The organism is Gryllotalpicola ginsengisoli DSM 22003 (assembly GCF_000419445.1).
Classification (GTDB): domain Bacteria; phylum Actinomycetota; class Actinomycetes; order Actinomycetales; family Microbacteriaceae; genus Gryllotalpicola; species Gryllotalpicola ginsengisoli.
Genome location: NZ_AULK01000001.1, coordinates 492,546 through 505,885, shown reverse-complemented (window position 1 = coordinate 505,885; position 13,340 = coordinate 492,546). Strand labels below are relative to the sequence as shown.

The 13,340-nt window shown below is 71.9% G+C and carries 14 protein-coding genes; 6 read left to right on the top strand and 8 right to left on the bottom strand.

Going from position 1 to position 13,340, the window contains the following annotated elements; translation table 11 throughout:
• Positions 1-42 precede the first annotated feature (42 nt).
• The gene (locus tag H563_RS0102435) at positions 43-2,106 is read right to left on the bottom strand and encodes an NAD(+) synthase (protein WP_022881030.1); all 2,064 of its coding nucleotides are present in this window, start codon (positions 2,104-2,106) and stop codon (positions 43-45) included.
• Positions 2,107-2,143: 37 nt separating this feature from the next.
• On the bottom strand, positions 2,144-2,872 hold the full coding sequence (locus H563_RS14625; protein WP_022881029.1) for a hypothetical protein: 729 nt from the start codon (positions 2,870-2,872) through the stop codon (positions 2,144-2,146).
• 95 nt (positions 2,873-2,967) lie between these two features.
• Between H563_RS14625 and msrA the strand changes: the two genes are divergently transcribed.
• The 5 genes from msrA (at position 2,968) to H563_RS0102405 (ending at position 7,096) form a co-directional block, all read left to right on the top strand.
• The gene (msrA, locus tag H563_RS0102425) at positions 2,968-3,495 is read left to right on the top strand and encodes a peptide-methionine (S)-S-oxide reductase MsrA (protein WP_022881028.1); all 528 of its coding nucleotides are present in this window, start codon (positions 2,968-2,970) and stop codon (positions 3,493-3,495) included.
• A 132-nt stretch (positions 3,496-3,627) separates the two neighbouring features.
• Entirely contained in the window at positions 3,628-4,272 is a 645-nt protein-coding gene (locus H563_RS14620) for a single-stranded DNA-binding protein (RefSeq protein ID WP_022881027.1), read from the top strand.
• A gap of 102 nt (positions 4,273-4,374) precedes the next feature.
• A complete protein-coding gene (locus tag H563_RS0102415) occupies positions 4,375-4,854 on the top strand; it encodes a DUF6993 domain-containing protein (protein WP_027479002.1) in 480 nt (159 codons plus the stop codon).
• A gap of 59 nt (positions 4,855-4,913) precedes the next feature.
• Entirely contained in the window at positions 4,914-6,596 is a 1,683-nt protein-coding gene (gene ettA, locus H563_RS0102410) for an energy-dependent translational throttle protein EttA (protein ID WP_027479001.1), read from the top strand.
• On the top strand, positions 6,596-7,096 hold the full coding sequence (locus tag H563_RS0102405) for an acyl-CoA thioesterase (protein ID WP_022881025.1): 501 nt from the start codon (positions 6,596-6,598) through the stop codon (positions 7,094-7,096). Before ettA ends, H563_RS0102405 begins: the two co-directional genes overlap by 1 nt.
• A gap of 51 nt (positions 7,097-7,147) precedes the next feature.
• Here H563_RS0102405 and H563_RS0102400 read toward each other — a convergent pair whose 3' ends face one another.
• Positions 7,148-8,035 (bottom strand): acyl-CoA thioesterase, encoded by an 888-nt coding sequence (locus H563_RS0102400; protein WP_022881024.1) that lies wholly within the window; start codon positions 8,033-8,035, stop codon positions 7,148-7,150.
• A 22-nt stretch (positions 8,036-8,057) separates the two neighbouring features.
• Here H563_RS0102400 and H563_RS0102395 point away from each other — a divergent pair, with 22 nt between their 5' ends.
• Entirely contained in the window at positions 8,058-8,717 is a 660-nt protein-coding gene (locus H563_RS0102395) for a hypothetical protein (RefSeq protein WP_022881023.1), read from the top strand.
• A 55-nt stretch (positions 8,718-8,772) separates the two neighbouring features.
• Here the strand turns inward: H563_RS0102395 and H563_RS0102390 are convergent, their stop codons facing one another.
• The 5 genes from H563_RS0102390 to H563_RS0102370 form a co-directional block, all read right to left on the bottom strand.
• Positions 8,773-9,414 carry a maleylpyruvate isomerase family mycothiol-dependent enzyme gene (locus tag H563_RS0102390; protein WP_022881022.1) on the bottom strand — a complete coding sequence of 214 codons (642 nt, stop codon included), beginning with the start codon at positions 9,412-9,414 and terminating at the stop codon, positions 8,773-8,775.
• A 36-nt stretch (positions 9,415-9,450) separates the two neighbouring features.
• Complete coding sequence (locus H563_RS0102385) at positions 9,451-11,133, bottom strand: FAD-binding dehydrogenase (protein WP_022881021.1); 1,683 nt, start codon at positions 11,131-11,133, stop codon at positions 9,451-9,453.
• Positions 11,130-11,540, bottom strand: a complete 411-nt coding sequence (locus H563_RS0102380; protein WP_051142626.1) for a globin — start codon at positions 11,538-11,540, stop codon at positions 11,130-11,132. Before H563_RS0102380 ends, H563_RS0102385 begins: the two co-directional genes overlap by 4 nt.
• Before the next feature lie 68 nt (positions 11,541-11,608).
• Positions 11,609-12,706, bottom strand: coding sequence for a mechanosensitive ion channel family protein (locus H563_RS14615; protein ID WP_022881019.1), 1,098 nt, complete (start codon positions 12,704-12,706; stop codon positions 11,609-11,611).
• Between the two features lie 25 nt (positions 12,707-12,731).
• The gene (locus tag H563_RS0102370) at positions 12,732-13,340 is read right to left on the bottom strand and encodes a response regulator transcription factor (protein ID WP_051142625.1); all 609 of its coding nucleotides are present in this window, start codon (positions 13,338-13,340) and stop codon (positions 12,732-12,734) included.

Below are 13,340 nucleotides of genomic sequence, written 5' to 3'. Positions count from 1 at the left end.
GTTGGTCCTCGGTGCACGTCGGCTGCCTCCGCGCGCAGAACCTCAGGCGCCCCGCGGGTACGCCGCGCGCAACTCGTCGAGCCACGCACGAGGCGACGAATCGGATGGCGCCCGCCAGTCCCCGCGCGGAGACAGCGAACCGCCCGCCGCGACCTTCGGCCCGTTCGGCATCGCGGAGCGCTTGAACTGGGCGAAGCCGAAGAACCGCTTCAGGAATACCTCGAGCCAGTGCACGATCTCGTCGGTCGTGTACGCGACCTTGGCGTCGTCGGGGAAGCCGGGCGGCCACTCTCCCGAGGCGGCGTCGTTCCACGCCCAGGAGGCGAGCCACGCGATCTTGCTCGGCCGCAGCCCGTAGCGCAGCACGTAGTACAGGGCGAAGTCGTGCAGCGCGTACGGCCCGATCGTCTTCTCCGTCGACTGCGCCTCGCCGTCCTCGCCGACCGGCACCAGCTCGGGCGTGATCTCGGTGCCGAGCACCCGGTCGAGGATCTCGGAGACCTCGCCCGAGAACAGGCCAGAGCCGCTCACCCAGCGGATCAGGTGCTGCATCAGCGTCTTCGGCACGCCCGTGTTCACGGCGTAGTGCGACATCTGGTCGCCGACTCCGTAGGTGGCCCAGCCGAGCGCGAACTCGGACAGATCGCCGGTGCCCACCACGATGCCGCCGCGCTGGTTGGCGATGCGGAACAGGAAGTCGGTGCGCAGACCGGCCTGCACGTTCTCGAAGGTCACGTCGTACACCGGCTCGCCGCCGGCGAACGGGTGCCCGAGGCGCGAGAGCAGCTCGGTCGCGGCCGGTTTGATGTCGAGCTCCTCGAAGGTCACGCCGAGGGCGTGCGCGAGCGCGGTGGCATTGGCCTTGGTCGCATCCGATGTCGCGAAACCCGGCATCGTGAACGCGAGGATGTCGCTGCGCGGCCGGCCGAGCCGGTCCATCGCCTGCGCGCACACGAGCAGCGCGTGCGTCGAGTCGAGGCCGCCCGAGACGCCGATCACGAGCTTGGGGCCGCCGATCGCCGCCATCCGCTGCTCGAGGCCCGAGACCTGGATGTTGTACGCCTCGTAGCAGTCCTGGGCGAGCCGGGCCGGGTCGTCGGGCACGAACGGGTAGCGGTCGACCTGCCGCTCCAGCCCGATCTCGCCGCGCGGCGGGGCGAGCTCGAAGCGCACGGTGCGGAACCCGGCGATGCGATCCGCGTGGGTGCGCCGGTTGTCGTCGAAGGTGCCCTGGCGGATGCGCTCCTGCCGCAGCACGTCGAGGTCGATGTCGGCGACCGCCGCGCGCGGCCCGTCGGGGAACCGGTCGGTGGCCGCCAGGCGCGTGCCGCGCTCGTAGACGAGGGTCTGGCCGTCCCAGGAGAGGTCGTTGCTCGACTCGCCCATGCCCGCCGCCGCGTACACGTACGCGGCCAGGCACCGCGCCGAGGCGGATGCCGCGAGCAGTTCGCGCTCGTCGGCGCGGCCGATGGTGATGGGGGAGCCGGAGAGGTTCGCGAGCACCGTGGCGCCGGCGAGCGCGGCCTCGGCGCTCGGCGGGATCGGCACCCACATGTCCTCGCAGACCTCGACGTGCAGCACGAGGCCGGGCAGATCGGATGCCTCGAACAGCAGGTCCGTGCCGAAGGGGGCCGCGCGCCCCGCCACGGCGATCGAGCCGCCGCGCTGATCGTCGCCCGGGGCGTACCAGCGGCGCTCGTAGAACTCCCGGTAGGTCGGCAGGTACGCCTTGGGCGCCACGCCGAGGATCTCGCCGCGGTGGATCACGACGGCGCAGTTGTACAGCCGGGTGCCGTGCCGCAGCGGCGCGCCGACCACGAGCACGGGAAGCAGCTCGCGGCTGGCGTCGGCGATGCGGCCGAGCTGCTCGTCGACGGCGTCGAGCACGGGATCCTGCAGCACGAGGTCGTCGATCGCGTAGCCGCTGAGGCACAGCTCCGTGAAGACGGCGACGCCCACTGCGCGGTCGTGCAGTTCGCGCGCCTGGGCGAGCAGCCGGTCGGCGTTGGCGACCGGATCCGCGATGGCGATCGGGAACGTCGCGGCAGCCACCCGCGCGAATCCGTGCGCGTACGCGCCGAGCGCGCCCAGCCAGTCGTCGGTCATGCAGCCAGTCTGTCAGACCGGGTGGCGCAGGCCGCGGCTACGCGCTGTACCGCTGGGCGTGCTGCTGGTTCTGCTCCTCGCGGGCGTGCAGGAAGTCCGGGGCCTTGGGCAGGTCGCCGGTGTCGGGCTGCGGCACCGGCGCCGGCATCGCCGCGGTGGGCAGCTCGGCGGCGGCCGCGCGGGCCGTCTGCTGCGCCGGAGCGCGGGTGTCGTTCTGCTGCCGGGCGGCCCAGCTCTGCTGCTCCGCGTCGCCGGCCGCCTCGGGCGCGTCCGGGGCGAAGCTCCACCGCTCCAGATCGGCCGCGAAGATGCGCTTGGCCCGGCCGGGCTTGTTCTGCCACTCGATCAGCCGGTCGCGGAACTCGGCGACCGCCGGGTCGAGCTGGTAGCCGAAGGTGGCGGAGGCCCGCTTCAACTCGGCCAGCTGGTGGGAGGCCCAAGTGGCGGCGAGCGCCGCCCCGCGCACCGGCAGCAGACGCACCTGGATGTCGGCCTGGCCGACCGCCCGGTCGCTCATCACCTGCTCGGCCGGCGTGAGCGAGTTCCAGACAGATGCCTCGGTCGCGGCGTCCACCAGGGCCGCGATGGCCGCGGCCTTCTGCTGCCGGTCGGTGCGCTGCAGCAGTCCGCGGACGGTGCCTCGCGCGATCCAGGCGGCGATCAGGCCGGAGACGACGATGCCGACGAACAGCACCACCGTGACGAAGACGACGGGCTCGGCGTCCTGTGACGTGAACCAGTCCACGAAGTCGTTCCATAGCTGCATGCGGCGAGAGTAGGTCGGTCTCCCGATCCGCCCGGGGAACGAACGGCGGCGCGCCGCGGTTTGGAAGTATGGATTCGATAACGAAAGGGGTCCACATGCAGACCTTCGTCCTCGCCGGCGGGTGCTTCTGGTGTCTCGATGCCGTCTACCGCACGCTGCGCGGCGTCACCGATGTCGTCAGCGGCTACACCGGCGGCACGGTCGCCGACCCGAGCTACGAGCTCGTGTGCACCGGCACCACCGACCACGCCGAGGCGGTCGCCGTCACCTTCGACGAGACCGTCATCCCGGCCGACATCATCCTCGACGCGTTCTTCACCCTGCACGACCCGCGCCAGCTGAACCGGCAGGGCGCCGACGTCGGCACCCAGTACCGCTCGGCGATGTTCTATGCCGACGAGGAGCAGAAGAAACTGTTCCAGGCCGCCATCGAGCGGGCGAACGACATCTGGGGCGGCGGCGTCGTCACGCAGCTCGAGCCGCTCGGCCCGTTCTACCGGGCCGAGGAGTACCACCAGGACTTCTTCGCCAAGAACCCGGGCCAGGGCTACTGCCTCGCGGTGGCCGTGCCCAAGGTGAACAAGGTGCGCAAGGCGTTCGCCGAGTACGTGGCGGCCGCCTAGCCACTTCCCCCGCACAGGCCGCCGATCGTGTCCGTTCTCCACGATCGGCGGCCTTCGTCGTACGAGCGGATGCCTCGGCCGGTCACACTCGTCGCACGCGGCCGCCCGGCCGCACCGATGAGGAGGAAACAGATGAGCGCCACCATCACGCTGCGCGGCTTCGTCGCCACGCCGCCCAAGTTCACCGCCACGAGCAAGCCGGCCCCGGACGGCACGGCGCGCACGCTCGAGATCACGAGCTTCCGGGTCGGGGCATCCGATCGCCGCTTCAACCGCGTCACCGGTCAGTGGGAGAGCGGGCCGGTCAGCTGGTACAGCGTCTCGTGCTTCCGCAAGCTCGCGCTGAACGTGTACGCCTCGATCCACAAGGGCGAACCGGTGGTGATCACCGGCCGGCTGCGGGTGCGCGAGTGGTCCGCCGGCGACAAGAGCGGGCTCGATGTGGAGGTCGAGGCCGAGGCCGTGGGGCACGACCTGACCTTCGGGAAGGAGCGCGGCTTCGACCGCAACCCGCAGTCCGGCTCCGCGGGATCGGGCGACGACGAGCACGGCGAGATCCAGCCGAGCGAGCCCGACGACGCCCTCTCCGCGGCGGCCGCGCCGCTGACGCCGGGGTGGTTCTCGGCGACGAGCGCGGAGGCCGGCTCGCCCCTGACGTTCCCGGAGTCGGCGGATTCGGCCGGGCCCGCCGAGATCGACCTCGACCTCGGCGACGAGGCGGACGACGAGGCGACCGAGGTGGACGAGTCGACGGGGGAGGTGCGCGCCCCGTTCTGACTCCGGGCCGATGCACCCGGCACGATGCAACCGACCCGATGGGCCCGACCCGTAGACTCGTGGCGAGGTCCGCCCCCGGCGCGGACCGGCGAAGGGGGTTGCGTGCGTTCGGTTCGCGCAGGCGCTGCGGCGCTCGTCGCACTGGGGGTCGCAGCCTCGCTCGCAGCCTGCACGTCCGCGGACGACCGGGCTTCGACCCAGCCGACGCCGTCGGAGTGGAGCTACGGCTCGAGCACCTCGACCGCGTCCGCATCCGCAACGCCGGCGCCTGCGACGTTCGACCCGAAGGCGTCGGCTGCGGCGAACCGCGCCTTCTTCGACAGCGTGAACCGCAAGACGCTCTCCGGTCACCCGACCGCGTCGGGCAAGTCTGTGACCCGCGCGCTCGTGGCGGCCGGGTTCCCGTCGTCGGCTCTCGAGGTGAGCGCCAGCAAGACCTCGGCGAACCTCGAGCCGGGGTCGATCCTCGTCGCCGTGAAGCTGCACGGGCAGTGCCTGATCGGGCAGTGGGGCTCCGCCGTCGACGGCTACCACTCCACGGTCGCGAAGCCGCTCGCGACGGGCAAGTGCCTGGTCGGGTGAGCCCGAGCCGGGGGCCGGGTCGGGTCCTGGCCGTCGTGGCGGCCAAATAGACTGGGCGCATGGCCGAATACATCTACTCCATGGTCCGCGCCCGGAAGGCCGTGGGCGACAAGGTGATCCTCGACGACGTCACGATGGCGTTCCTGCCCGGCGCGAAGATCGGTGTGGTCGGCCCCAACGGTGCCGGGAAGTCCACGATCCTCAAGATCATGGCCGGCCGCGACCAGCCGAGCAACGGCGAAGCGCGCCTCTCGCCCGGCTACAGCGTCGGCATCCTGATGCAGGAGCCCGAGCTCGACGAGGACAAGACGGTGCTCGAGAACGTGCAGCAGGGCGTCGGGCCGATCAAGGCCAAGGTCGACCGGTTCAACGAGATCTCCGCCGCCATGGCCGACCCCGACGCCGACTTCGACTCCCTGCTCGCCGAGATGGGCACGCTGCAGGAGGAGATCGACGCGGCCGACGCGTGGGATCTCGACTCGCAGCTCGAGCAGGCGATGGACGCGCTGCGCTGCCCGCCCGGCGACGCGCCGGTCAGCGTGCTCTCCGGAGGCGAGAAGCGTCGCGTCGCTCTGTGCAAGCTGCTGCTGGAGAAGCCCGACCTGCTGCTGCTCGACGAGCCGACCAACCACCTCGACGCCGAGAGCGTGCTGTGGCTCGAGCAGCACCTGGCCAAGTACCCCGGCGCCGTGCTCGCCGTCACCCACGACCGGTACTTCCTCGACCACGTCGCCGGCTGGATCTGCGAGGTCGACCGCGGCCGCCTGTACCCGTACGAGGGCAACTACTCGACCTACCTGGAGAAGAAGGCAGAGCGCCTCGAGATCCAGGGCAAGAAGGACGCCAAGCTCGCCAAGCGGCTGAGCGAGGAGCTCGACTGGGTGCGCTCCAACGCGAAGGGCCGCCAGGCCAAGTCGAAGGCGCGCCTGGCCCGCTACGAGGAGATGGCGGCCGAGGCCGAGCGCACCAGGAAGCTCGACTTCGAGGAGATCCAGATCCCCGCGGGTCCCCGCCTCGGCGACATCGTCATCGAGGCGCACGACCTGAAGAAGGGCTTCGGCGACCGGATGCTGATCGACGGGCTGAGCTTCACGCTGCCGCGCAACGGCATCGTCGGCGTGATCGGCCCGAACGGCGTCGGCAAGACCACCCTGTTCAAGACCATCGTCGGCCTCGAGCCGCTCGACGGCGGCACCCTGAAGGTCGGCGAGACGGTCAAGATCTCCTACGTCGACCAGACCCGCTCCAACATCGACCCGAACAAGACTCTGTGGGAGGTCGTCTCCGACGGCCTCGACTACATCCAGGTCGGCAAGACGGAGGTGCCGAGCCGGGCATACGTCTCCACCTTCGGCTTCAAGGGCCCGGACCAGCAGAAGAAAGCCGGCGTGCTCTCCGGCGGCGAACGCAACCGGCTCAACCTGGCGCTCACCCTGAAGGAGGGCGGCAACCTGCTGCTGCTCGACGAGCCGACCAACGACCTCGACGTCGAGACCCTCTCCAGCCTCGAGAACGCGCTGCTCGAGTTCCCCGGCTGCGCCGTCGTGATCACGCACGACCGGTGGTTCCTCGACCGCATCGCCACGCACATCCTCGCCTACGAAGGCACCGAGGAGGAACCGGCGAAGTGGTACTGGTTCGAGGGCAACTTCGAGGCCTACGAGGAGAACAAGGTGCAGCGGCTCGGCGCCGACGCCGCGAAGCCGCACCGCTCGGTGTACCGGAAGCTGGCGCGCGACTGATGGGGGAGCGCATCCACGTCCCCACGGTCATGCGCTTCTCCGACCTCGACGCGTACGGGCACGTCAACAACGTCGCCATGCTGCGCTTCTTCGAGGACGCGCGCGTGCAGGCGTTCTGGGCCGGCGACCCCGACCACGACGGCGACGACGTGGGCCGCTTCGCCGACACGGCCGTGCTCGACTCGAAGCCGGGCGCCGGCACCTTGACCGTGATGGCGCACCAGGAGATCGAGTACCTGGCGCAGGTGCCGTTCATGCGCGCGCCGCTCGACATCCAGCTCTGGGTGGGCCGCATCGGCGGCGCCAGCATCGAGGTGTTCTACGAGGTGTACTCGCCGGTGACGGCGAAGGAGAAGACCCTGTACGCCCGGGCGGCGACGACCCTCGTGCTCGTCGACGCGGCCACCGGCCGGCCCCGGCGCATCACGGACTCGGAGCGAGCGGCGTGGGAGCCGTACGTCGGCGAGCCGGTCCGGTTCCGCCGCGGATCCGGCAGCTGAGGATCGGGCAGCTGAGGATCGGGCAGCTGAGGATCGGGCAGCTGAGCAGGGCTACCCGCGGCCGGCGTCGCCGGGCACGCGCAGCATCCCCTGCTGCGAGACGGATGCGACGAGCGTGCCGTCCTGCCGGAAGATGCGGGCGTGCGCGAGTCCGCGCCCGCCCTCCGCGCTCGGCGACTCGCCCACGTACAGCAGCCATTCGTCGGCGCGCGCCGGCCGGTGCCACCACATCGCGTGGTCGAGGCTCGCCATCTTGAGCCCGGGCGTGGACCAGGCGACGCCGTGCCGGCGCAGCACCGGCTCGAGGATCGTGTAGTCGCTGGCGTACGCCATGGCGGCGCGGTGGATCACCGGGTCGTCGGGGAGGGGCGCTTTCGACTTGAGCCACACCGACTGGTGGGCGATCCGCTCACCCGTGTCGCCGGTGGGCAGGTAGACCGGCTTCTCCACATAGCGGATGTCGAAGGGGCGCGCCTCGGTCCAGAACTGCGCGGCCGGGTGCTGGATGCCGGCGAGATGGTCGCTGACCGTCGGCAGCGACTCGGGTTCGGGCACGCCCTCCGGCATGGGGACGGCGTGGTCGACGCCGTCCTGCTCGACCTGGAACGAGGCGATCAGCGACATGATCGGCACGCCGTCCTGATAGGTCTGCACGCGGCGGGTGGAGAACGAGCGGCCGTCGTGGATGCGGTCCACGCCGAGCGTCACCCCGAGCGCCACGTCGCCGGGCCGCAGGAAGTAGCCGTGCAGCGAGTGGATGAGACGGTCGTCGGGCAGCGTGCGCGAGGCGGCGACGATCGACTGCGCGAGCACCTGGCCGCCGAAGACCCGGCCGTGCGGCATCCACTGGCTGGGCCCGGTGAAGATGTCCTCGCTGGTGCGCGCTCCGGTGTCGGTGAGATCCAGGGTCTGCAGCATCGCGGTCACCGGGTCGGCCATGGAAAGTAGTCTAAAGGGGCCCATGGATCAGACGTTCTCGCTGGTCGACGGCCTCGCCGTCTCCGACCTCCAGGTGTACCTCTCACGTGCGGGCCGGGTCGAAGACGGCTCGGTGCGCCTCGTCGCGCGCGGGGGAGTGCTCGCCGCCTACACCGCGGTGCTCTACCCGCACGGCCTGCTCGACCGCACCCCCACGGTGCTCGGCCTGCGCACCTTCGAGACCGCCCCCGACGCGGAGTTCGACGCGGTCGTGCCGACCCGCTCGCTGCTGGACCGGCTGGCGCGCGCCGGCGACCCGGCCGCCATCCGGCTGCCGCTGGAGGTGTCGACGGTGACCTGGGCGGGCATCTCGCCGCCGCGCGGCGGGTGGTCACAGGTCGGCGGCACCACCTCGGCCGTGCTGCGCCGGGTCGCCTCCGAAGGGGTCGCCGAGGTCGCCCGCGCGGTGCCGGAGGGCACGGGCGAGCAGCTGGTGTGGCGGGTGCGCGGCTCGGTGTGGGGCGCCCCGATCGAGGAGGTCGGGGACGTGCCGGCCGGGGTCGCGTTCGCCGCCGACTCGCTCGGCTTCCTCGGCCCGGAATTCGAGCCGGTGCCCATCTTCGAGACCGGCACCTGGACGCGCCTCTCCCTGCGCCGCGGGCACGTGCTCGTCAAGCGCGCCGCCTGGTCGCTGCGCGGCTGACGGGCGTGCCGCGCGCCCCGCCCCGCGCGCCCTGCCCCGCGCGCCGGTCGGCGGCTCAGCGGTGCAGGCGCCCCTCGAGACCGGCGACGCCGGGGCCGTCGAGCTCGGCGAGGTAGGCGCTGCGCCCGGCCATGACCATCACCAGCGCGAGCGTCGACCCGCGCACCAGCGGGCCGTCCCCGGCGGCGAAGTCGCCGTCGCTCGCCTCCACGCGGAAGCCGGACACCACTTTGCGGCTCGGCACGGCGAAGTTCGTGGTCGCGTAGAACCGGGCGACGGTCTCGGTGACCTCGGCGGGGAACGCGCGCGTCAGGCCGAGCGGCCGCCGGATGTCCTCGGAGTGCACGACGATCTCGCCGAGCCATGCCGTCACGGGCCCGGGCGCCGCGGTCGTGCTCGTGACGACGGCGCGGAACCGCGCGAGCGTCTCAGCCGGGGAGGAGCCGAGGTGCTCGAGCATCCGCCGCTGATTGTGCAGATCGAAGTCGAAGCGCGCGCCGACGACGCTCGCGAACCAGCGCGCGGGACCGAGGGTCGCGGACGCGGTGAGGTGGGCGACGACCTGCTCGACGCTCCAGTCTGAGCACAGCGACCGCGCCTGCCACTGATCGCCGTCGAGCCCGGCGACGTCGTCGGCGAGTGCGGTGCGCTCGGCGTGGATCGCCGCCCACAGCGCGCTCCGGGTCGTGAGCGTCACGGATGCGCCTCCCGTCCGTCCCTCATCACACGGCCGTCACACCGCGGCCGCGGCGGCGCGCCCGGCGGTGCGCCCGCTGAACAGGCAGCCGCCGAGGAAGGTGCCCTCCAGCGACCGGTAGCCGTGCATGCCGCCGCCGCCGAAGCCGGCCACCTCGCCCGCGGCGTAGAGCCCGTCGAGCACCTCGCCCGCGGGCGTCAGCACCCGGGCGTCGAGGTCGGTCTCGAGCCCGCCGAGGCTCTTGCGGGTGAGGAGGTGCAGCTTGACCGCGATGAGCGGGCCGGCCTTGGGGTCGAGGATGCGGTGCGGCGCGGCCACCCGCCCGAGCCGGTCGCCCGGGTACCGGCGCGCGTCGCGGATCGCCGCCAGCTGCGGATCTTTGCTGTACGGATTCGCCAGCTCCCGGTCGCGCTCGACGATGTGCCGCTCGACGCGGGTGACGTCGAGCGGCGCATCCGTCTTGGCCAGCATGCCCGTGAGCAGTTCGGGCAGCGTGTCGGCGACCACGAAGTCGGCGCCGTTGCGCTTGAACGCCTCCACCGGGCCGGGCGCCCCGGGCAGCACCCGCCGCAGCACCTGCCGCACGCTCTTGCCGGTCAGGTCGGGATTCTGCTCGCTGCCGGAGAGCGCGAACTCCTTCTCGATGATCTTCTGCGTGAGCACGAACCAGGTGTGGTCGTACCCGGTGCGGCCGATGTGCTCGAGCGTCGCGAGCGTGTCGAAGCCGGGGAAGTTCGGGGCGGGCAGCCGGTTGCCGACCGCGTCGAACCACAGCGACGACGGGCCGGGCAGGATACGGATGCCGTGCCTGGCCCAGATCGGATCCCAGTTGGCGATGCCCTCGGTGTAGTGCCACATGCGGTCGCCGTTGATCGGATGCGCGCCGGCCCCCTGCGCGATTGCGAGCATGCGCCCGTCGACGTGCGCCGGAACCCCGGAGAGCATCTCCTGCGGCGGCGACCCGAGCCGCTCCGGCCACGCCGCGCGGACGAGGTCGTGATTGCCGCCGATGCCGCCCGTGGCGAGGATCACGGCGCCGGCGCGCAGCTCGAACTCGCCCACGACCTCGCGGCTGGAGGCCTCGCCGCGGCGGATCGGCGCGTCGGCCAGCACCGCGCCGCGCACGCCGCAGGCACGGCCCTGTTCGACGATCAGCTCGTCGACCCGGTGCCGGTGGCGCAGGGTCAGCAGGCCGGCCCGGGCGGCAGCCATGATGCGCTCGGCGAAGGGCGCGATCACGCCGGGGCCGGTGCCCCAGGCGATGTGGAACCGGGGCACCGAGTTGCCGTGGCCGCCGGCGGAGGAGCCGCCGCGCTCGGCCCAGCCGACCAGGGGGAAGATGCGGATGCCCTTCTCCCGCAGCCACGCGCGCTTCTCGCCGGCGGCGAACTCGAGGTACGCCTCGGCCCAGCGGCGCGGCCAGGCGTCCTCCTCCCGGTCGAAGCCGGCGGAGCCGAACCAGTCCTGCCGGGCCAGTTCTAGCGAGTCGTGCACCCCGAGCCGCCGCTGCTCGGGAGAGTCGACGAGGAACAGCCCGCCGAACGACCAGAACGCCTGCCCGCCGAGGGCGACCGCGGGCTCCTGGTCGACGATGGTCACCCGCTTGCCGCGGTCGAGCAGCTCGCAGGCGGCGACCAGGCCGGCCAGGCCGTGGCCGACGATGATGGCGTCGGAGGTCAGATCGGGGGAAGGGGAGCTCGTCGTCGAGGCATCCGTCATGCCTCGAAAGTATTCACCATCGCGTGTGCGGCGCGCTCGAGGTAGCCCCAGAGAGTCGCATCCTGCAACGGCGGCAGGTGCAGCTCGTCGACGGCATGCCGCATGTGCCCGAGCCAGCGGTCGCGCGCCTCGGGGTTCACCTTGAACGGCAGGTGGCGCATGCGCAGGCGCGGGTGGCCGCGCTGCTCGCCGTACGTGCCGGGGCCGCCCCAGTACTGCTCGAGGAACATGCGCAGCCGCTCCTCGGCGGGGCCGAGGTCGGCCTCGGGGTACATGGGCCGCAGCACCTCGTCGCCGGCGACGCCCTCGTAGAAGACGTGCACCAGCTTGGCGAAGACGGGCGCGCCGCCGACCTGCTCGTAGAACGAGCCGCCCGCCTGCTCGCCGCCCTCGCTGCGCCGCAGCATGAGCGGCTGGGCGGCCGGCGGCTGGGCGGCCGGCGGCTGCGCCTCGGGTGCCGGAGGGGTCTCGTCGGTCACGGCTGCTCCTCCTCGCCGGGCACCTGGCCCAGCAGCGGCTTGCGGCGCAGCACGCGGCCGCGCTTGGGCTTCGGCTGCTCGCCGACGGCGGGCGTGGGCCGGGTCTGCGGCGGGTTCGCGCCGTTCACCGACGAGGCGGTCTCGAAGCCCTGGAGGATCGGATTCTCCAGCTTCGGCACGCGCACGCCGAGCTCCGTGGCGGCGGCGAACAGGCGGCGGTTGAGCTCGCGGGCCACGTCGTCGCGGGCGTTCGGGCCGGTCTTCGCGACCACCCGAAGCACGACGATGTCGTCGGAGATCGACTGGATGCCCCACACCTCGGGCCGCTCGACGATGCGCGTGCGCCACTTCGCCTCGGAGGCGAGGCCGACGGCCACCTCGAGCAGCTTCTGCTGCACCGTGTCGATGTCGGTGTCGTACGGCACGGCGACGTCGGTGATGACCCGGGTCCAGCCCTGGGACATGTTGCCGACGCGCAGGATCTCGCCGTTGCGCACGTACCAGATCGTGCCGTTCACGTCCCGCACCTGGGTGATGCGGATGCCGACCGCCTCGATCACGCCCGTCGTGGGCATGCCGGCGACCCCGGCCTCGACGATGTCGCCCACGCCGATCTGGTCCTCGATGACGAGGAAGATGCCGTTCAGCACGTCCTTCACGATGTTCTGCGCGCCGAAGCCGAGGCCGGCGCCGACGGCGGCCGAGAGCAGCGCGAGCGAGCCGAGGATCTGCTGGTTGAGCGTGTTGACGATGAGCAGCAGGGCGATCACGGTGATGGTCACGTTGGCGACGTTGGTGAGCACCGTGCCGAGCGTGCGGGTGCGCTGCACGATGCGCACCGAGGTGATGGGGGAGATCTGCAGCGCCTGCGTCGTCTCGACGTTCTGGGCGCGCTTGACCGAGTTGACGATGCGCGCGACGACGTGCCGGATCAGGATGTGCACGATCCAGGTCGCCAGGATCGCGAAGGCGATGATCAGTGCGACGCCGATCGCCTTGCCCAGGATCTCGCCGAGGAACGTGCGGGTGAAGAAGTCGTGCACCTCGTCGAGAACATCGGTCGCGGTCGTGGTGAGGGCGCCAGTGATCTTCATCGGCCCCATCCTAGGAAGGCGGCCCTTACAGGCCCCTGAGCAGGCCGTGCTCGTAGGCGTAGATGACCGCGTGCACCCGGTCGCGCAGCCCGAGCTTCGCGAGCACCCGGCCCACGTGCGTCTTCACGGTCGACTCGGTGAGGAACAGCTCGGCGGCGATCTCGGGGTTCGACAGCCCCCGCCCGATGGCCACGAGGATCTCCCGCTCGCGCGGCGTGAGCCCTTCGGCCGGGTCCGCCCGTCGGCCCTCGGGCAGCTCGTGCCCGAACAGCTCGAGCAGCCGCCTGGTCACGCGCGGCGCGACGACGGCGTCGCCGGCGGCGACCGCGCGGATCGCGCCCAGCAGGTCCTCCGGCCGCGCATCCTTGAGCAGGAACCCGCTCGCGCCGGCCCGCAGCGCGCCGAACGCGTACTCGTCGAGGTCGAAGGTGGTCAGCACGAGCACGCGGGTCGCGGGCAGCTCGGCGAGGATCGCGGAGGTCGCGGCGATGCCGTCCACGTTCGGCATGCGCACGTCCATGAGCACGACGTCGGGCCGGGTGCGGCGGGCGAGTTCGATCGCCTCGGCCCCATCGGATGCTTCACCGATCACCTCGAGATCGGGGTGTGCGTCGAGCACCATGCGGAACCCCAT

Coding starts and splice junctions, on each gene's coding strand:
- H563_RS0102435 (WP_022881030.1), bottom strand. CDS start 2,106: ATGACCGACGACTGGCTGGGCGCGCTCGGCGCGTACGCGCACGGATTC.
- H563_RS14625 (WP_022881029.1), bottom strand. CDS start 2,872: ATGCAGCTATGGAACGACTTCGTGGACTGGTTCACGTCACAGGACGCC.
- msrA (WP_022881028.1), top strand. CDS start 2,968: ATGCAGACCTTCGTCCTCGCCGGCGGGTGCTTCTGGTGTCTCGATGCC.
- H563_RS14620 (WP_022881027.1), top strand. CDS start 3,628: ATGAGCGCCACCATCACGCTGCGCGGCTTCGTCGCCACGCCGCCCAAG.
- ettA (WP_027479001.1), top strand. CDS start 4,914: ATGGCCGAATACATCTACTCCATGGTCCGCGCCCGGAAGGCCGTGGGC.
- H563_RS0102405 (WP_022881025.1), top strand. CDS start 6,596: ATGGGGGAGCGCATCCACGTCCCCACGGTCATGCGCTTCTCCGACCTC.
- H563_RS0102400 (WP_022881024.1), bottom strand. CDS start 8,035: ATGGCCGACCCGGTGACCGCGATGCTGCAGACCCTGGATCTCACCGAC.
- H563_RS0102395 (WP_022881023.1), top strand. CDS start 8,058: ATGGATCAGACGTTCTCGCTGGTCGACGGCCTCGCCGTCTCCGACCTC.
- H563_RS0102385 (WP_022881021.1), bottom strand. CDS start 11,133: ATGACGGATGCCTCGACGACGAGCTCCCCTTCCCCCGATCTGACCTCC.
- H563_RS0102380 (WP_051142626.1), bottom strand. CDS start 11,540: ATGCTGCGGCGCAGCGAGGGCGGCGAGCAGGCGGGCGGCTCGTTCTAC.
- H563_RS14615 (WP_022881019.1), bottom strand. CDS start 12,706: ATGAAGATCACTGGCGCCCTCACCACGACCGCGACCGATGTTCTCGAC.
- H563_RS0102370 (WP_051142625.1), bottom strand. CDS start 13,340: ATGGGGTTCCGCATGGTGCTCGACGCACACCCCGATCTCGAGGTGATC.